Here is a 17,366-nt window from a genome sequence, read left to right as displayed (position 1 = left end):
GCTGGGCGGAAGGCTATTTTGGGGGCGAGAAGGGCAAGGCCCTCGGTTCCCCCACCAGGCAAACGAACTCGCGCAATCGCGCGTCATCTCCCGGCAAGGATGCCGGATGCACGAAGGATCGTCACCGCTCGTCGGCGGAAACCCGAACCGGGGCTCCGTGGAGCTGCGGCACGGCCGCGGCGGAATAGAGCCTGGTCACGGAGAGACGTGCCCATGAGTTTTCCGGTGATGATAGGTTGAGGATCATTATACCCACTTGCTCTTTACGCAATTTTTTAATATATAAATCCTGTATTTTGCAATTCGACGCGGAGCGCACTGTGGAGCACTATATCAAAAGACGGTTCCCGCCGGCCTTGTTCAAGAATCTCTTCCTCGATCTGGAAGACCGGTTGAGCGCTTCCGCACTCAAGGCCTTTACGATGGTACGCGACCACGCAGGCCTCGACCCCAAGCCAAGCCGAGAACTGGAGGGGCATGCCCGCTTTCGCATGATGGAGAAGGCGTTTCGGGAAACCTGTGAACTTCACGGTGGCAAGTTGCTCGAAAACGGCATCATCCCACTCACCGATTTGAAGATCTTCCAGCCTTTCATGCGGTTTGAGGTCAACGGGCAGGGGATCATCTTCGGTCTTGCAGCCATGCCGGAGCCGAAAGCGCTGCCCGTGAAGAACGTGTCGCGCAAGGCTGGCGTAACGCTCAACTACTACCTCTCCCCGCGCCTCGACCTTGATGGAACAGGGCCCAAGACCGGCGACATTTTTGTCCTGTTCCTTGTGGCTCGTGACCGTGAGCGGGGCGGAAAGATCAGCGAATTCGCCATCGGTGTGATCGATGCGGCCTACGAGCAATATCTTTTCTACGAGCCGCTCGACAAATACCTTGAAGGTTATGCCGATGAGCCGGTAATCGCTCCGGCGCCGTCGTCTGGTGCTGGTGCGAAGAAACCGATCATCAGTTTGAAGAAGACGATCAAACCATTTGTACCACCAGAGCAGCCTGACGGCGCCAATGACAACGACAGAGATACGAAGTGACCCGTGCTGATAAAGCCGGGGAAGGAAATGCATGCGTGTAGGAACTCCGGGATTCGTCCCTGAAAGATTGATCGAGGCGAGAGCAGCACGAAGAATTATAAGCAAGAAGGCATTGGCCACCCTGATCAGCGTCAACCCCAGCACGGTCACCCGCTGGGAGGACGGGACCAGCGCCCCTGATGCCGATGCCTTAGCTGAGTTGGCAGCTCACCTTCACGTTCGCAGAGAGTTTTTTCTTAGACCGGTCGCCAACAGCGACCGGCCTCTGTTTTACCGCACCTTGGCATCGACCTTGGTGAAAGATCTGAACTACCAGGAATCCCAGATGCACTGGCTGCAGGAAATCAGCAGTATCGTGGAGCATTATGTGGATTTCCCGGAGGTCGATATTCCGGACGTATTACAGGGTGCCTCCTATAAGCAGCTCCGCGACGAGGACATCGAGCAGATCGCCTCTGACCTGCGCACGCATTGGAGCGTTGGTGATGGACCCTGCATTGATATGATGCCGCTGCTCGAGCGGATCGGATGCATTGTCGGTTCCATTGAGATGGGGACTTCAAAGCTGGATGGCCTGTGCAGCTGGGCTCAAGGAGGCAATCGGCCGCATATTTTGCTGTCCACGGACAAGATGTCGTTCCCGCGCCGGCAGATGGATGCTGCGCACGAACTCGGTCATGCGATCCTGCATCGCCACGTTTCCGAGGAAGAGCTGAAAAAGGATCTCAAGGAAATCGAGCGCCAGGCGTTTCGGTTTGCGAGCGCATTCCTGATGCCCGCAACGACATATTCCTATGAGGTAAAGAGCGCGTCGCTTGCGTCTCTGCTGTCCCTGAAGGAGCGCTGGCGGGTTTCGGTAAAAGCGCAGATACGGCGCCTTTCGGATCTGGACATCATCCCTACTGACCATGCGACGTCACTGTATAAGCTGTATTCGGCCAAGGGATGGAGCCGGGAAGAGCCTCTGGACAAGAACTGGCCAATCTCGGAGCCGACAGTTCTTGCCAACGCCCTGCAGCTGATCGTCGACTCTGCCGTGCGCAGCAAATCGGACCTCCTGAGCGTAGAATTCACCATGAAGGCAGGCGACATAGAAAACCTTACCGCCTTGCCGCCAGGATGGTTCTCAAGAAATGCGGAAGTCATAGGCCTCAAGCTTCGTGATACCGCTCCGGATCGCATCCCTGGTGAAGCTTCAACCATTTTGCCCTTCCCATCGCGGAAGTGATAGTCCCGCAAGATAGGAAGAAACGGTGCTTTCAGGATCACCCTTTTAGCAACGGGAAGGCTAAGTCGATGACGAACTAAGTTGGAACTTTAGGGCGCGATCTGACTTGTCTCTTGCATTTGTATCTCAATTGAGATACAACGTCGGCACCAAGGAGACCCAAATGAGCACTCAAACTTCAATGCTTCACGTTCGTATCGATGATCAGCTGAAGCAAAATGCCTCAGAGGTACTGGCAAACTTCGGCCTTACAATCTCAGACGCGGTAAGGATTCTCCTCACCCGAATTGAAAAAGAAGGCGCGCTCCCAGCAGGCCTAACGACCGACCCTGAGACTTACGACCAGTGGTTTCGTAGCAAAGTTAGGGAGGCGATGGAGGATACGAGCCCAGGCATACCCCACGCTGAGGTCGCAGCAGAGATCAGAGGCATTCTCGCAAAGAAAAGAAAATGAGAAGGTTTTGGCGCGTGCTCACGCGCCAAAACCCCATTTTTACGGCCACTGCTGAGCAGAGTGCAGAAGGCGGAAAATGAAAACGTCTGTCTCGCTGACCGTGTAGATCACCACATACTTTCCAACCGGCATTTCACGAGTGCCGGGTTCACGACCGGATCGATAACTAAGAGGGAAGGTGAGCAGACGATCGACGCTTTCCAAAATCTGTTCAGCCAGAGCTTCTGCAGCTGGCGGATTAACTTCATCAATAAACTCAATGATCTTCCTGAAATCATTGCGGGCATTGTTACCCCACTTAAGCGTATGGGCATTACTGGGCATTACGTGTTTCCATGTCAGGTTTCCTTATGTTGACATTTGGGTTGACAACACTGCCCCGATATGCAAGTTAGTAACTGCTACGAAACGACTTGCACCGGCACAGGATGCCATGCTACGACGCTGACAAATAGGCAGACGTCGATTTTTCCATGTTAAACTATTTTTAACTGAAAGTCAATAGGCTTGAGGAAATATTCCTAAGCTGATCGCTCGCATTCATATCAGAATCCGCTCTACCTCGTTGAGGCTCACCTCATCACTGCGCCGATCGTAGAGCTGCGTTGTTCTGGTCGAGCTATGATTGGCCATATGTGCAGCTTGTTCCAGCGTACCGCCGTTTTTCAGATAGGTTGTGATGCCGGTAGCACGGAACGTGTGGCAACACACGACTGTGTCGATTCCGGCCGCCTTGGCGCGGCGCTGGATCATGACGTAGGCGTTGGCCTGCGGTAGAGGGGTCTCGGTGAGATTGCCGGTGCCCCGGCCGATCGTCCGAAACAAGGGGCTGCGCGGATGATCCTTCAGGCCCCCGGCCTCCATATAGTCCTCTAGGTACTGCTCAAGACTATGATGGCAGGGCATTTCATGCAGCTTGCCGCCTTTCTCATGCAGCCGCACCCACAGGCGCCGGTTCTGCAAATACACATCTCGGACTTCCATTGACAGCGCCGCGCCGATCCGCGCAAAGGAATAGGTCATAAGGCCGATCAATGCCCGATCGCGCTTGCCCGACACGGTGTCTGCCGGGATGCTCGTCAACAACCGCCGCGCCTCCTCTGGCGACAAAACCGGGGTCTTGCCCTTCTTGGTCGAATACGACGGTCCACGTACGGCGTGGGCGGGATTAGTCGGCATCACATGGCCCGTCACCATCCAGTCAAACAGATGGCGGAGGGCGGCCAGACGCTGTTTGACGGTTGGCACGGCATGGCTGCGGCCCAGCTCCTCGATCCAGGCGGAGACGTGCATTGGCTGGATAGCGGGTAAGGCCGTCACGCCCCGCGCTTCGCACCAGTGCAGAAAGTCTGCCGCCGATCGCGCATAGGCCTTGCGGGTATTGGGATTGCGGATGTTCGCGGTGAAAAATTCCATAAACCGGCGTTTTGTTGGTGCATCGACCACGATCGCGACAGGTAGGGCGATGGTCGCAGCGATTATCGGTAGCATCTGCTTCATACAGCAATGACCTCAGCCAGTATCGGGCGGCAGATTGCCTCCATTGCGGTGACGGCTTCCGTAATCATGACCGCAACACGATCGGGATCTTCCGTACCCCACCAGATGTCAGCCTCCATCCGCTGCCATAAAGCCAAGTTGTTGGCGCGGAAGCCATCAGCGTCGGCGGACCATTGCCCGAGCATCTGCGCGGCCGAGATGACCTTGTTGATCCCTTCATGCAATCTCTGGAACGGCGCGCCTGCTTCAACACCAAACCAAGCAGCCATGCGATAGCGAAGCGCCAGCAAACCGGAGATCTCCTCCCGGTTCTTGTCGTAGCGGGCGAGGATGACGAAATAGGTGTCGCGGAGCTTCGCCGTCGCCTCAGACTCTAGCCCTAGTCTCGGACGATTTTCTGACTCATGAAGGTAGCTCATTGGTGATCGCACTGAACGCATAATTGCCTCGACCTGATAAAAGCCGGTCAATACAGCTTCGGCAAGGTCCTGTTTGCGCTTGCGATCAGCACTTCGGGCGTCCAGCAAGTACTTTCGTTCGGCCAACGAAATATCAAACTGAAATTTTCGCTCGGCCAAGCCCTGATCAGCGGCAAGCCGGGATGCATGGGTGCTTCGCGTGGTCCACGCTGAGATACCTGCGCCGAAAAGACCGGCAATAAATGATGCACCTGCCGATATGACGGCGATCCCGGTTGGGGTTGTAAAGAAGTTTGGATCGGTCGCCATTTTCTTGAATCTTATATATGTTAAAGGACATTATCATATATATGGAAAACGTCTTCTCACAAGACGTTTTCCATAATCCCTTCCCCGTCCGATTTCGGACCGTGGCGCGAACAAACCAAGCCTCGTAAAACGGTTGCAGCGCCCCTACATCAAAAACGCACACGCGCAAGGGAAATACTCCTATCTATATAATAATCAGAGGGCGGCGTGGACCGATCGGAGAGGGAACGCATCGCGGCTAAACGCCTGATTAGCGTCCTCGGGCGCCACGGCGCTGCTATCGCAAGAACCCTCGAACAAAAGATCTCGGACGCCGGCCCGTTCAATCAGCGCATTGATCCACATATCCTAATCCCCGTTCGCAATAAGCTGGTCGATCTCGGCATCATCCTGAAAATTCGCGAGCATGGTCGCGACTGGTTTGCGCTCTCCGACACGCCCCCACGCCTTGTGCGAGATCGCATCGAAGAGCAGGCAAATGTTCTCCACCTCACTACAGACAATCGTTTCATGCATCGCATTGGCGACGCATTGGAAATTGCCGTGTTCAGGGCGCTGCGCAATGCTGATCTAAATTCGCTCGGCGGATTTCGGAGCCTTCTCGATCAACCGACTACGGGGCCGCAGAAGAAGGAAGAGCCTCCATCCATTTTCCGGGGCAGGGAACTTTCCGGCAACCGTCGTTTCGACTTCCTCGTAGGCACAAGCCAATGGGCGGGGGTAGAATGTAAAAATATTAGAGAATGGCTGTATCCCGATCGCACTGAGATAAAACAAATGCTGTTCAAGGCTATCGAGCTCGACCTGCCTCCGATCTTGATTGGGCGACGAATACCTTACGTAACGCGCCGGCTATTACACGCAGCCGGCGGAATGGTATGGGAAACGCGAAATCAGCTCTACCCCGCCGAATACGCGAACATTGCCGCCCAGATGGCAAACAAGGACTCTTTAGGCTTTTTCGATATTCGCGTCACCGACTCCCCAGATGCCAACCTCACCGATTTCATTAGCCGTATAATCCCCGAGGAATTGCCCGATGCTACGAAGCGTTTTCACGGCTTTAAGGACCTGATCGCAGCATATGCCCAGGGCGAAATTCGCTACACCGAATTTGCAGCTCGGATACGTCGTCGCGAAAATGGCACGAACGAAGATCGAGATGACGAGGAACCGGAAAATTATTCCGATCCTTTCGAGGATCTGTTTTAGAAGCAAATTCAGAGTGGAAAATTGAAATTTCTCGCGCGTCAGCGAGTGACAAGCGCTACAATCGTTAGCGACTCATTAACCATTAGAAGATTTTTTCAGACAAAAACTCGGACATTTGTCAACAAAAAGTTGACTTAAAAAATAAGCGATCGTATAATCGCGAAGCATCCCCACTTAGGGTTGATGTAGTAAGAATTTTATGTAATAAAAAAGGCCGGCCCTGGTTTTCCAGGCCGGCCTTCTTTGTTTCCGAACGTCGGCGTGGCCCCGATTATGGAGACACAGCGCGGCGCACAGTCACTTCGCAACTGGTGTGTAGACCGCAAAAGGCTTTTGTTCAACAGGCCACTTACAGGAGCTTACCCAAATGGGAAGCAGTAGTGGCGGCGGAAGCCGTTTGAAGCCGGGGCAGTCTGCCCCTCGTTCTGGCCAGTATGAACGTGTTGGCCCTCGTGGCGGCGCGACTGGTCAGGAAATTACGGGCGTGCGGGGCAAGCCCCTTCCGCCCACCCCCGGGCCGGGACAGGGATACGTCCTTGTCGATCCCAGTAAGAATGGTGCAGGCCGGGGTCGCTAACATTGCGCCGCCGCGTCAGCTCTCCCCTTACCGAAAAGCTCGCTGCAGAGATCAAGCGGCTCGCCCGCGACACCGATCTTGCCCAGCATGAAATTGCCGCTCAGCTCCAGCTGAATCAGGGCCGGATTTCCGAAGTCCTCACCGGCAAGAAGTTCCCCGAGGTTCGTCCCTCGTAACGCCGCAATACCGGGTCTCTCAAGACCCGGCTCTTTTCTGCAGCATATCAAGACGCATTCCAATCTAATCCCTGCCGTGGGTGGCTCATAGACGTCGGCGCGGCGGGCAAGGGTTACCGATGGGCGCGGCCAAAGCCCAAGCGCAGTCCGTAAGACAGAAGCGCGGCCGCCGGAAGTCCACATACTTCCGAGAAGTAGCTGTCGATCTTGACGCCAGTGGAGGCAGTCAGGGGTCCAAAGCGAGAGGTCGGCTCCGAAGAGCAGGCAGCTACGTGAAGGGCAGGGACCAACCCTGGTCATTGACCGGGCTGGTCGTCCTATGTCCTTCGCTCAAGGTCTCACCAAAGAGCAGGTTCAGGTTATAGATATGGCAAGATGCACAGCACCAGTAAAAGGCCATCGTTCATCAGCGGCAGCAGCAGACTGCCCCGCATGCGGCGGCAGATATGGCCGTTACGGCGGCTACAGCGGCTACGGTTCCACGTACTCGTCTTATTCTTCTCCGTCTTATTCCACCTCGTCGAGCGGCGGCGGCGGTGGCGGCCGGAGCAGCGGCGGCAGTTCGAGACCACGCTGGTCTCGACCAGGCTCGTCCGTCATTTATACCGACGCACAGGTGCGGACGCTCACGCCGTTCCGTGAAAGCGTCGAAGAACGATCGACCCTGCCAGACCTGCGGGATATTTTCCTCTGCCACGCATGGGACGACCGAAAAGAGGCCGCAAAGGAGCTGCACGACTTGCTTGAGGCGCGCGGCGTCTCGGTTTGGTTCAGCGAGAAAGATGTAGCCCTTGGCTCTGGTTTGCTCCGCGAGATCGATAAGGGTTTAGCGAAATCGCGAGTGGGGATCGTTCTCGTCACCCCCGCGTTGCTGCGTCGGCTTGCAGGGGAGGGTATTGCCGACAAAGAGCTTTCAGTGCTCCTCGCCCGCGACCTGCTCGTGCCGATCGTGCATGACACAACGTATGATGCCCTTCGCGAAATCAGCCCCATGCTCGCCTCACGAAGCGGCCTGAACACTGCAGACGACACGATGGCAATTGTCGCGGCTAAGCTTGCTGAGTTGGTCGCCCTCTAGCCTTAACCAGTCGGCCAGCCCACAACTGGCCGATGACATTGACCGAAGATCCTTTTAATCTCTAATCAGAATTGCTCACCAGAGGGGGCATTGATGTTAAAAACCGATACCCGCCAGGCAAACTGGCGCCGAGCCAATCCTGCTAAATATGATGCTCATCTTGCCGTACAGCGTGCGGTGAAAGCAGGTGATCTCGAAAAGAAAACGTGCGAGGTTTGTGACGCAGAAGCAGTAGACGCTCATCATGATCGATACGATGAGCCTTTGAACGTACGGTGGCTATGCCGGTTACATCACACTCGCCTTCATCATCACGGCGAAGATATGTTCCCAGTCCATCGCCGAGCAGAGTGATATTTACTATATTGAGGAGCCGTAACTGTCGTGCCATAGACAGGTTCACGATAGAAAATGGATCGCTTTCACGAGTGCAAAACTAACTGCGCGGTTGCGGGATCATATACATAATCAGTGATAGTGTTATCCTTGATCTTCTCTACCGCATCATCCACGACAAAGCGCGGCACTAGGAACCACTCTCGCGGTACTATCGGGTTGCCAAACCGATCCTTAATTTCAACGTCCAGTCTGGCAGGGTCGAATATCCGATGGATAAGGCTTTCCAGCCGAGCACGGTTGATATTGTAAAGTGCGTAGGTAGCTACGATTTCCACGTCTGCCATCAAGAACGTGGGATCCAGTTTCGCATTGGCAATCCGCCGAGACACATCCCCACCAGTCACTCCGATCTTATGTAAAATACCGCGATTAGCCGCGACGACAGGATGATCAGATTTGCTGCGTAGGACATAGATGGTACCACTTGCGATATCATCGTCGCCCTTTTCTCCAGAGAACAACGGGCCGGCGCTCGGCTCGGTGATCCTTCGGCCAGCCTCATCCTTATAGAGGGCGCGCTGAAGCGAGCGCAGCAACAAGTCGCTCTCGGTGCCGTTGGAATAGATTACCCGAAGCCGCGCATCGGTTTCGCCGTTCGGAGCCTTTATAGGTTCGCCAACTGCGGCGACATATGCAGTTTGGCCACCAAGGATGAAAAACTGACCGGCTTGGATGTCGGCTTTCAAGAAACCCGCGTCCTTTACGAACCGCCGTGTCGTGCGCGCTCCGCTCTCCAGATCGGCCTGTACCAGCTGAAACAGCGGTTTGAACGTCTCGAAATCTAGGCACTTCTGCCGGCTGGCGATTTCTTCGGCTTCGCGCTTCTCGGAGCTGGTGCGCACGTGGCGGAGGATAGTGATGTCTGATGAGCCTGCCGCCCCTTCTAGTTCGGCCATGAGGGCATCGTCATCCATCGAATCTGCCGTAACGACATCGACATTGGACGCCCCTGTCAGAAGCCCTTGCATATCAATCGGCGTGAGAAGCGTCCTGCATTCATTCAGCGCGCGCAGCCGGTCGAGCCGGACCGCATAAAGGCGCTCGAAGATGTCGCCATCTTCGCCGTGCCGAGGCGGATGGCCGTTCTTTTCGACAAAATTCTGAATTTCCTCAAATCCCGCGATAATGCGTTCCTCGCGCGGCGAGCGCCCCCCCCTTTTTTCCGGCTGGGCGAAGTCCGCCAATTCATCGCGTAGCTCATCAAGGTCAAAATCACTCATAGCGGCCCTCATCCTTGAAGCGGACGAATGCGGCGGCGCCTTCGGCAAGGTGCTTTTCCCAGGCGTCAGCCGAACTGATCGATGGCAGCCGTCCGCGTTCGCGCTTGAACTCGACGGCACGCTTGGCGATCACCTTGGCCTCTTCGGGGGTAAGACTGGTGCGCTTGGCAGCAATGGCTGCGGCGACCTGTTTCAAGCTTTCCTCGCTCATCGTCTTTGCGAGGATGGCATAGGCCTCGCCGAACGGATTTACCCGGTCGATCAGATCGATGTCCAGCTCCTTTACATCCATCGCAAATTTGCGCACGCCATCGACAAAGGCCGTGTTGCCCTTTTCCTCGCCGAGCGAACTTCCAGCCGCGACCTCTTTCGCCTTCTGGGTCAGATTGAGCGCCGCGACCGCATGCTGGCGCACGGCTTCCTGATCTTCGGCGTCAAGGTGCGGGAACTTATCCTTGACGATCTTGCCCATACGCACCTGGGTCAGTTCCTCCGGCACCAGCTCCTCGTCGAACAGGCCACGCTCGATCGTCGTCTTGTCCTGCACGAAGGCCGCGATCACTTCGTTGAGGTCCTCCTGGCAAATTCGCGTCGCTTCCTCGCTCTTAGGTGTGGCCAGCCCCTTGATCTCGATCTGGAACTTGCCTGACTCCTCGTTGAATCCGACGTTGCACTTGTTCGGATCGTAGCCGTTTTCACCGTAATCGAAGCCCGGCGTCGGGCCGCTCTGCGGGTTCTTCGGCTTGAACTCGAAGCGGGGAGCAAGAACCTGCTCCATCAGCAGGCTGGCGGCGATAGCCTTCAAAGTGTCGTTTACGGCCTCGGTCACGATGTCGTCGGCCGCGGCGGGTTCGGCGATCAGGTTCGAAAAGCGGGCGCGAGTCTTGCCCGGCGCATCACGGGTGGCGCGCCCGATGATCTGCACAATTTCGGTGAGACTGGAGCGATAGCCAACTGTAAGGGCATGCTCGCACCAAATCCAGTCGAAGCCTTCCTTTGCCATGCCGAGCGCGATGATGATGTCGACATGATCGCGGTTATTCTTCTGCGTGGAGTCTTTCAGCGCGGCCGACACTCGGTCGCGTCTGGCGGGATCGTCATCGACCAGATCGGCGATGCGCAGAATCCTGCCTTCCGCCGTTTTCACTAGCTGGAAGCCTGTGGCGGGATCAGTTCCCTGCCACGCGCCCAACTCCTCAATGATATGCTCGACTTCCTTGATCTTGTCCTTCGTGCTCTCGCGCGAATTGACGTTGGGGATATGGATGATCGTCTTTTCGGCGGGGTTAAGTACCTTCAGAATGTCGTCAGCATAGGAATCCGAGTAGAAGAAATAGCCGATGTCGAGCTGCTTCAGATACTGGTAGCCGTTGAGCTGTTCGTAATAGGTATAGGTGACGCTCTCGAACTTACCTTCGTCCTGCGGCGCCAGCACCGCTTCGGCATCGCCCCGGAAATAGGAGCCGGTCATCGCAACGACATGAACCCGGTCGCGCGCGATGAATTCGCCCAGATGCAGGCCCAGCTTGTTATCGGGATTGGCCGAGACGTGGTGGAATTCGTCCACCGCGATCAGCCGGCCATCGAAGGCCTCGATTCCGAACTTGTCTACGGCGAAGCGGAAGGTAGCATGGGTGCAGACCAGCACGTTGTCGCTGCTTTCGAGGAACGCGCCAAGCGCATTGACCTTGCCGCCATTGTCGTTGCCTGGCGCATCGCACAGGTTCCACTTCGGCTCGACATGCCAATCGGCCCAGAATCCGTGTTTGCTCAACAGCTCGTCATGGAAGCTGGAGCCGATGGACTTTTCCGGCACAACGATAATGGCCTGCTTCACGCCCTGGTTGGTGAGCTTGTCGAGCGCGATGAACATCAGCGCGCGGCTTTTGCCCGAGGCCGGTGGCGACTTTATCAGCAGGTATTGCTCGCCCCGTTTCTCGAAGGCGCGCTCCTGCATCGGGCGCATGCCTAACTCATTGGCATTGGTCGACCTGCCGCTGGTGGCGTAGCGAACCGAAACGGAAGGGACGGATTTGATGGGGTCAGTCATGCGCGAGCCTCCGCTTTCTTTTTGCCTGTCGCTTTCCTGGAGATTTCCGCGCTGGCGCTCATCTTTGTGTAAAGATCAAATAGCTTTTCAAGCCTTTCGGTGTCGTTCTTAAATCGGCGGCCAATATAGATGCGCTCCAACACTTCATCGTTGCGCTCATGGGCTTCACGCAGATTGGTGGGCATGGCATCGGGATCGTAAAGATCTGCAATAGTCGCAGGAAAATGCGCTTCGCGGGCCAGCAGGATGTCTTCGGCGCAACGGTTCAAGTCGGCCTTGTTCTTTTCGGTTAAGATCGGAGCGGGAAAGGTGTTCCAACCGAGGGTGTTGGAATATCGCAACCGAGTTTCTAATTTACCGCAAACCGTAGAGGCCCAAACGAGGTGGAGGCGCGACGCCACAAGGGCGAGATTCCAGACAGGCGCATCGTACATGGCAAATAAGAGATCACTTGCTATGGCCGTACCGCCTAGCAAGTCGACTGGGATATATTGGCGACGTTCGGATGACACCTTCGCAATAACTAAGCTATGATTTGTAGACGTTCCTGCTATCTGAACAAAGCGATGCGGCCTTTCTGCGTAGTCACGCGTTGAGCCAGCTTCACTGTTTGACCTAACTTCTTTAACTCGCGCCAGAACACCGCTAAGAAAAGGGTGATGTTCCGCGAAACCCCTGTCGTTGTCCTCGATCCAAACGCACCAACGATGTTTGCCGTTAATCATCTCCTCAGAGCCAAAGTACGGCCGTATGAAACGCTCTAGTTCAGGAAAATTCTTCAGGGCAGCGTCCCGCTGCTCGCCGCTCAAAATGAAATGCCCGCCATCTCTCGGCATATTTCCAAAGAGCATAGGAGAGGCCTTTGACAGCGGCGACCTGGATTGTTCAACAATGGAATCCGCGCCCGGAACCAGATAGGCGTTAATATGGTCTACTTTCCGCTCTATCATGGCGCCTTCATCATCTAGGGAGAAAAGTCTCCTCAGGGTAGGCAGAGATTGAGAGATGCCGATAATGCAGACAGTCACCCCGGCATTGTTATGGGCCAAATTCGACCAACGGAAAGAGGTATGGGCGAATACAATCTCGTGCTTGGTCTGGGATATTGCAGGCCAGAGAATCGGGACTTGCAAACCCTGGCAAATGGAATTTGTAGTCACAAATGCGGCAATAGACTTAGTGTTTGTCCCATACTCCGCCGCCTTCATTACCCATCCGGCGACATAGTCGAGTGATTTCCAACCCTTTGAATATCGGTCAAAGATGGATTTTAGCTCGGACTTTTGCTCGGCGGATTGCCACTTGCTGCCCAAGTAAGGAGGATTTCCGCAAATGTAGGTCTCACCACCTTCGTTTTCGAAATCGATCTGCGCCTGATTGAGCGGCGTATGAAACAGATCTTCAGCATGATGCTTTACGCCCGTACCTGTCGGCGGGCAGATACTCAGCCAATCGAGCCGTAGAGCATTGCCGCAGGTGATCCAGTTCTGCGCGTCGAGCGGCAGGAAATCGCGCAGAGCTTCTTTCTGGCCGCGATAAGTCACATCGCCCTGATATTCAGCAATGATCAGAGCCAGGCGCGCGATCTCGGCCGGGAAGTCGCGCAGCTCGATGCCGCGAAAATTCGTCAGAGGGATTTCCGTGCGCCGGTCGGCCTCGTCCCGGCGGCGATTGATCTCCGCCTCGATGGCACGCATTTCCTTGTAAGCGATAACGAGGAAATTGCCAGAACCGCAGGCCGGGTCGAACACGCGGATCTTCGACATGCGCTTGCGCAGGTTGAGCAACATGCGCCCATTGTCGCCAGCCTCTTCCAGCTTCTCGCGCAGATCATCGAGGAAGAGCGGGTTCAGCACCTTCAGGATGTTGGGCACGCTGGTGTAGTGCATGCCGAGCGCGCCACGCTCGTCGTCATCCGCCACGGCCTGAATCATCGACCCGAAAATGTCCGGGTTGATCTTCTTCCAATCGAGGCTGCCGATATGCAATAGGTAGGAGCGGGCGATGCGGCTGAAGCGGGGCACATCGGTGCTACCGGAAAACAGCCCGCCATTTACATAAGGGAACCGGCTGGCCCAGCGCGGAACCCCGGCGGCGGCATGCGCCTCCGCCTTGGTGTTCATGGCACGGAACAGTTCGCTGATCACCTCATGGGTGTTCGATGAATCCTTGGCGCTCATTGTCTCGATCGCCGAGGTGAATGCGGCGCCGCTGTCGAAAATCTCGGTGTCCTCCGCGAAGAAGCAGAAGATCAGCCGAGCCATGAAATGATTCATGTCATGCCGGCGCTGTGCCGTACCCCATTCGGGGTTATCTTTCAGCAGCTCAACATAGAGCCGGTTCAGGCGGCTGGTCGCCCGAATGTCAAACGAGCTTTCGCGGACCTGCTTGACCGTGGTGATACCGGCCAGCGGCAGGAAGAAGCCGAAGTGGTTCGGGAAATCTGCATAGGTGCAGGAAACCGGCGCGTCGTCCGTCGTGAGGTCTTCGGCCTCAAACAGGTCGCCGTCCGTCGCCAGCACGAAACGCGCCTTCGCCCGCGCCGTGGCGGGGCTCGCCTTCAGCGCGGCGAGGGTGCGCGTGACGTCGCCGGGCTTGCACACGGCGATATGGATGTTGTTCGTCTGGAGCACGCCGCCGAGGTCGGATTTGTTAGACTCGCCCTTGCGCAGGCGCTTCAGGGTGGTCTCCTTGTTTCCAAAAGCTTCAAGGAACGCATACGGAAACTCGTCGGCGTCGAACGGCCGTTCCGACAGTGCCGATATGGCCTCTTCAATTTCGACCGCGTTCATTCGTTCTCCCCACCCTCCGCAAACAACAAACGGAAAGGCTCAACCTTGATCTTATTGGCTCGACGCATGACCTCTGCCAACTCATAATCAAGCTGGCGCAGAAGCCATTCGCGTGCGGGCGTTCCAAATGCTTTTTCAAGCCGGACAGCCATCTCTGGCGAGATACCTGATCGGGCGTTCAACAAATTGCTGAGAGTCTGCCGGTCGACGCCAAGAACGCGAGCAGCATCTGTGACGCTCAGCCCGTACCTATCAAGGCAGTCCTGTCGAACGATGGCGCCTGGATGCATGATCTTGATTCTCAATAATCCCCAGTTGCAGGAAGCTATAGTGATAATCGACACTCGACAACTTGGAAGTCACGAGACTGCCTCTAACTGCGACGTTATAAACATGATTTTATCGGTTTAATCCGAGTCTCTGAGACTGTAGCCTCCGCACCAACACGCGGTTATAGGTCAGCTCGACGATGCGGGTGCGCTTCACGAACCGCTAAGGCATTTGTCCGGTGATTGTGTTGTCTCCGGCGCTGGCACGATTTTTGCTCTTTCTCGGTCTTGGCGGCGGCAGCCTTGCAATCCGCCTCGGCCACCTTGTAGTCCTCTATCAGCTTGTCGGCCGACGCTATGGACGGATAAAAGCAGTCTAGCAAGCTTTGGGAGTTGTTTGGACTTACAGGAAGATCCGGATAGGTTGTACGATGTAGCATCAGTTCCTGCAGGAATGGGAAAAGAGGTATGTTTCGTTATTTAGCTGGTCATTATGATCGAAAAAACATCCGCAGGTCACTCGACCGCCAGAAGCGAACAGAGCACAGGACTATCCCGTATCGTTTTGACGACTCTTTTGCTTTCAGGACGATTCCTGAGGCAGAGAAGTTCTTTGAGCCTTTAGGTCCCGCTGTTCCGTTGGTTGAGGAGCCAGGTCGACTTGTCTTTACGTCCGATATCCAGAGCGACGACGAGAGGAACAATAAGTTCGAGTGCTTGATTGCCGATAGCGGATCCAAAGGGCATGCGCTTGTCGTGTTTCATCATTGGTATGCTCGTAGCCGGTACCCGGCATTCTCGAAATTTTTCGCATCGAGAGGTATAACTGTCGTCGAGGCTACGCTTCCGTTCCACTTTGATCGGGCTTCCGATGAGTTTTCAGAAGAAAAGCTTCTGAATGCGGACTTGGGTCTGACCGTGGGGTCACTGAGGCAGGCTGTTTTAGACGGTCGCAAAATTGTGCGTTGGCTTCATGCACAAGGTTACTCGGAAATTTCCGTCGTGGGTATGTGCATAGGGGGGCTGATTGCGGGTCTCATAGCTTCCTATGAACATAAGGTTGGCAAAGCGGTCCTGATGGTTTCTCCAGATGGTCTGGCCGATATGGTTTGGACAGGCGAGACATTCAGAAGACTTCGCGACCGCTTAGGGAGTAGCATTTCGCTTGAGGAACTGAGGAACGCTTGGAGGCTCTTCGATCTACGGAAGAACCTGTGGGAGTTAAGTCGTCCGGGGCTGGACCTGATGTTCGTCATGGGCAAAGACGACAAAATCGTTCGTCATGGGGTGTCGGGCGGTCTTGTCGATGATCTACGAGCTTGCAATCTTTCGCCACAGATGGTGCGGCTCAATTGTGGCCACTCGTCTGTTGGGATGTTCCCCTTCAATATAATCGCCGCCAGGAGAGTGTTGCGGTTTTTAAAGGAAACGCCAACCTTGGCGGAGCTCTGGGAGATGCGCGGGTTCCGCTACGACTTCAGCGAAACCCAAATGAAGCCGACCAGGTGGAGTTGGTTGTCATCCGCAGCTCTTCGAAAGCGTCTCGATAATTAAGGATTCTTCGGCACAGCTACCGTGATCGTGCAATTTTGATCCTTCTTGGTCTTAGCCGCCGCCTCAGCGCATGCGGTCAATGCTGCCTGATTGTCGCGAGCGATATCATTGGCAGCCATCAGGCCGCGCCAACGTCCAGGGCTCCCCGACTGCATCAGGGAGATTCCCGCGTTCCAGCGGTCCGCATTCATGGCGGTTGCTGCAACAGCCATATCAATCGATCCAGGCAGCACGCGCGGAAGGAACAGCGGCAGCAGCACGCCCACGACTAGGCCGACCACTCCCGCTCCGAAAACCCACCTATCCTGCTGTTGGCGCTGTCGGGCGCTTTTGACGTAATCACCAAGTTCAGCCGATGCGCGCTCGAGGCCATGACTCCGGGCTTCGATCATGCGAACCGCATTCGCAGAGATCCAGTCGCCGGCGTTCTCGAGCACACGGGCATAATGATCCGGTCCATTCTTGAGCGCCGGCACTTTCTGCAAGGCTTCAAGGGTCTGGCCGACAGCGGTAACCTGTTTGACGATGCGGCCAAGCTCTGGACCATAGTCGGGTGGCTGCTGGAATTTTTCGAACTCTTCGAACGCAGCTTCCACACCTTTGCGAATGACGGTCATTTCGCCGCCAACGTCTCGCGCTAGCTTCTCCACCGACCGCCGCAACGTATCGAAAGCCTCTGCCGGATCACCACCTGCATCCTGGTCGTCCGGTTCGAATCCCTCGTTCTCGTTCATCATGGCGTCACCGTTGCGGCCGACTTCTTTTTCCTGCGCCGGGAATGGGAAGCTGCTATGCGGTAAAGATCGTCTTTGGTAACTGTAATCAGCTCTTCGATCGGCACATCCCATTCGCGCGTCATCTTGTCGAGCGTCGAAACCTTCAGGTCCCTCATTGCCCGAGTGACTTGCGATATATATGCCTCCGAGACACCAAGTTTCTCTGCCAAATCCTTATTCGTCGTTCCACGCTCCGCTTTCAGCCGACCTAAGCTAACAGCTATTTTTTCCTGTAAGGACAGCGACTCTAGGTCTGTGCTTGCCTTAGCCGCTATTCTCTCCTCAAATCCTATTCGACGTTCCGTCATGGCGTCTC

At 55.6% G+C, this 17,366-nt stretch carries 18 protein-coding genes; 9 read left to right on the top strand and 9 right to left on the bottom strand.

Features of this window, described 5'->3' with window-relative positions; translation table 11 throughout:
• The 4 genes from ACIPSK_RS31890 to ACIPSK_RS31875 form a co-directional block, all read left to right on the top strand.
• Positions 1 to 188, top strand: a 188-nt coding sequence (locus ACIPSK_RS31890) for a hypothetical protein (RefSeq protein WP_446533124.1), incomplete at its 5' end; no start/stop codon positions are given.
• A gap of 132 nt (positions 189 to 320) precedes the next feature.
• Positions 321 to 1,037, top strand: a complete 717-nt coding sequence (locus tag ACIPSK_RS31885; RefSeq protein ID WP_446533099.1) for a hypothetical protein — start codon at positions 321 to 323, stop codon at positions 1,035 to 1,037.
• Positions 1,038 to 1,068: 31 nt separating this feature from the next.
• Complete coding sequence (locus tag ACIPSK_RS31880) at positions 1,069 to 2,265, top strand: ImmA/IrrE family metallo-endopeptidase (RefSeq protein ID WP_446533098.1); 1,197 nt, start codon at positions 1,069 to 1,071, stop codon at positions 2,263 to 2,265.
• Positions 2,266 to 2,428: 163 nt separating this feature from the next.
• On the top strand, positions 2,429 to 2,719 hold the full coding sequence (locus tag ACIPSK_RS31875; RefSeq protein ID WP_131624483.1) for a type II toxin-antitoxin system RelB/DinJ family antitoxin: 291 nt from the start codon (positions 2,429 to 2,431) through the stop codon (positions 2,717 to 2,719).
• Positions 2,720 to 2,758: 39 nt separating this feature from the next.
• Here the strand turns inward: ACIPSK_RS31875 and ACIPSK_RS31870 are convergent, their stop codons facing one another.
• The 3 genes from ACIPSK_RS31870 to ACIPSK_RS31860 form a co-directional block, all read right to left on the bottom strand.
• A complete protein-coding gene (locus tag ACIPSK_RS31870) occupies positions 2,759 to 3,043 on the bottom strand; it encodes a type II toxin-antitoxin system RelE/ParE family toxin (RefSeq protein WP_131624485.1) in 285 nt (94 codons plus the stop codon).
• A gap of 216 nt (positions 3,044 to 3,259) precedes the next feature.
• Positions 3,260 to 4,219: a tyrosine-type recombinase/integrase gene (locus ACIPSK_RS31865; RefSeq protein ID WP_131624488.1), complete on the bottom strand. Its 960-nt coding sequence runs from the start codon at positions 4,217 to 4,219 to the stop codon at positions 3,260 to 3,262.
• Positions 4,216 to 4,947 (bottom strand): hypothetical protein, encoded by a 732-nt coding sequence (locus ACIPSK_RS31860; protein WP_446533123.1) that lies wholly within the window; start codon positions 4,945 to 4,947, stop codon positions 4,216 to 4,218. Before ACIPSK_RS31860 ends, ACIPSK_RS31865 begins: the two co-directional genes overlap by 4 nt.
• Before the next feature lie 207 nt (positions 4,948 to 5,154).
• Here ACIPSK_RS31860 and ACIPSK_RS31855 point away from each other — a divergent pair, with 207 nt between their 5' ends.
• From ACIPSK_RS31855 to ACIPSK_RS31840, 4 genes are all read left to right on the top strand, one after another.
• Positions 5,155 to 6,159 carry a hypothetical protein gene (locus ACIPSK_RS31855; RefSeq protein ID WP_446533122.1) on the top strand — a complete coding sequence of 335 codons (1,005 nt, stop codon included), beginning with the start codon at positions 5,155 to 5,157 and terminating at the stop codon, positions 6,157 to 6,159.
• A gap of 579 nt (positions 6,160 to 6,738) precedes the next feature.
• Complete coding sequence (locus tag ACIPSK_RS31850) at positions 6,739 to 6,912, top strand: hypothetical protein (RefSeq protein WP_446533121.1); 174 nt, start codon at positions 6,739 to 6,741, stop codon at positions 6,910 to 6,912.
• 616 nt (positions 6,913 to 7,528) lie between these two features.
• Positions 7,529 to 7,990 (top strand): toll/interleukin-1 receptor domain-containing protein, encoded by a 462-nt coding sequence (locus ACIPSK_RS31845; RefSeq protein ID WP_446533120.1) that lies wholly within the window; start codon positions 7,529 to 7,531, stop codon positions 7,988 to 7,990.
• A 93-nt stretch (positions 7,991 to 8,083) separates the two neighbouring features.
• Complete coding sequence (locus ACIPSK_RS31840) at positions 8,084 to 8,344, top strand: hypothetical protein (protein WP_446533119.1); 261 nt, start codon at positions 8,084 to 8,086, stop codon at positions 8,342 to 8,344.
• Positions 8,345 to 8,412: 68 nt separating this feature from the next.
• On the opposite strand, the gene ACIPSK_RS31835 is transcribed toward ACIPSK_RS31840, so the two are convergent.
• Genes ACIPSK_RS31835 through ACIPSK_RS31820 form a run of 4 tightly spaced genes read right to left on the bottom strand, consistent with a single transcriptional unit; the run spans position 8,413 to position 14,756 of the window.
• On the bottom strand, positions 8,413 to 9,609 hold the full coding sequence (locus ACIPSK_RS31835; RefSeq protein ID WP_446533118.1) for a GIY-YIG nuclease family protein: 1,197 nt from the start codon (positions 9,607 to 9,609) through the stop codon (positions 8,413 to 8,415).
• Entirely contained in the window at positions 9,602 to 11,659 is a 2,058-nt protein-coding gene (locus ACIPSK_RS31830; RefSeq protein ID WP_446533117.1) for a DEAD/DEAH box helicase, read from the bottom strand. Before ACIPSK_RS31830 ends, ACIPSK_RS31835 begins: the two co-directional genes overlap by 8 nt.
• Positions 11,656 to 14,451, bottom strand: a complete 2,796-nt coding sequence (locus tag ACIPSK_RS31825; RefSeq protein WP_446533116.1) for a class I SAM-dependent DNA methyltransferase — start codon at positions 14,449 to 14,451, stop codon at positions 11,656 to 11,658. Before ACIPSK_RS31825 ends, ACIPSK_RS31830 begins: the two co-directional genes overlap by 4 nt.
• On the bottom strand, positions 14,448 to 14,756 hold the full coding sequence (locus tag ACIPSK_RS31820; protein ID WP_446533115.1) for a HigA family addiction module antitoxin: 309 nt from the start codon (positions 14,754 to 14,756) through the stop codon (positions 14,448 to 14,450). The genes ACIPSK_RS31825 and ACIPSK_RS31820 overlap by 4 nt, the downstream gene beginning before the upstream one ends.
• A 432-nt stretch (positions 14,757 to 15,188) precedes the next feature.
• Here ACIPSK_RS31820 and ACIPSK_RS31815 point away from each other — a divergent pair, with 432 nt between their 5' ends.
• On the top strand, positions 15,189 to 16,274 hold the full coding sequence (locus tag ACIPSK_RS31815; protein ID WP_446533114.1) for an alpha/beta hydrolase family protein: 1,086 nt from the start codon (positions 15,189 to 15,191) through the stop codon (positions 16,272 to 16,274).
• On the opposite strand, the gene ACIPSK_RS31810 is transcribed toward ACIPSK_RS31815, so the two are convergent.
• On the bottom strand, positions 16,271 to 17,011 hold the full coding sequence (locus tag ACIPSK_RS31810) for a DUF6118 family protein (protein WP_446533113.1): 741 nt from the start codon (positions 17,009 to 17,011) through the stop codon (positions 16,271 to 16,273). The genes ACIPSK_RS31815 and ACIPSK_RS31810 overlap by 4 nt on opposite strands.
• Entirely contained in the window at positions 17,008 to 17,358 is a 351-nt protein-coding gene (locus tag ACIPSK_RS31805) for a helix-turn-helix domain-containing protein (protein WP_168282742.1), read from the bottom strand. Before ACIPSK_RS31805 ends, ACIPSK_RS31810 begins: the two co-directional genes overlap by 4 nt.
• Between the last annotated feature and the right edge of the window lie 8 nt (positions 17,359 to 17,366).

The organism is Rhizobium sp. LARHSG275, from assembly GCF_052871115.1.
This window is presented reverse-complemented; position numbering and strand designations above follow the sequence as displayed.

Coding starts and splice junctions, on each gene's coding strand:
- ACIPSK_RS31865 (WP_131624488.1), bottom strand. CDS start 4,219: ATGAAGCAGATGCTACCGATAATCGCTGCGACCATCGCCCTACCTGTC.
- ACIPSK_RS31830 (WP_446533117.1), bottom strand. CDS start 11,659: ATGACTGACCCCATCAAATCCGTCCCTTCCGTTTCGGTTCGCTACGCC.
- ACIPSK_RS31840 (WP_446533119.1), top strand. CDS start 8,084: ATGTTAAAAACCGATACCCGCCAGGCAAACTGGCGCCGAGCCAATCCT.
- ACIPSK_RS31860 (WP_446533123.1), bottom strand. CDS start 4,947: ATGGCGACCGATCCAAACTTCTTTACAACCCCAACCGGGATCGCCGTC.
- ACIPSK_RS31805 (WP_168282742.1), bottom strand. CDS start 17,358: ATGACGGAACGTCGAATAGGATTTGAGGAGAGAATAGCGGCTAAGGCA.
- ACIPSK_RS31880 (WP_446533098.1), top strand. CDS start 1,069: ATGCGTGTAGGAACTCCGGGATTCGTCCCTGAAAGATTGATCGAGGCG.
- ACIPSK_RS31815 (WP_446533114.1), top strand. CDS start 15,189: ATGTTTCGTTATTTAGCTGGTCATTATGATCGAAAAAACATCCGCAGG.
- ACIPSK_RS31875 (WP_131624483.1), top strand. CDS start 2,429: ATGAGCACTCAAACTTCAATGCTTCACGTTCGTATCGATGATCAGCTG.
- ACIPSK_RS31825 (WP_446533116.1), bottom strand. CDS start 14,451: ATGAACGCGGTCGAAATTGAAGAGGCCATATCGGCACTGTCGGAACGG.
- ACIPSK_RS31810 (WP_446533113.1), bottom strand. CDS start 17,011: ATGATGAACGAGAACGAGGGATTCGAACCGGACGACCAGGATGCAGGT.
- ACIPSK_RS31835 (WP_446533118.1), bottom strand. CDS start 9,609: ATGAGTGATTTTGACCTTGATGAGCTACGCGATGAATTGGCGGACTTC.
- ACIPSK_RS31870 (WP_131624485.1), bottom strand. CDS start 3,043: ATGCCCAGTAATGCCCATACGCTTAAGTGGGGTAACAATGCCCGCAAT.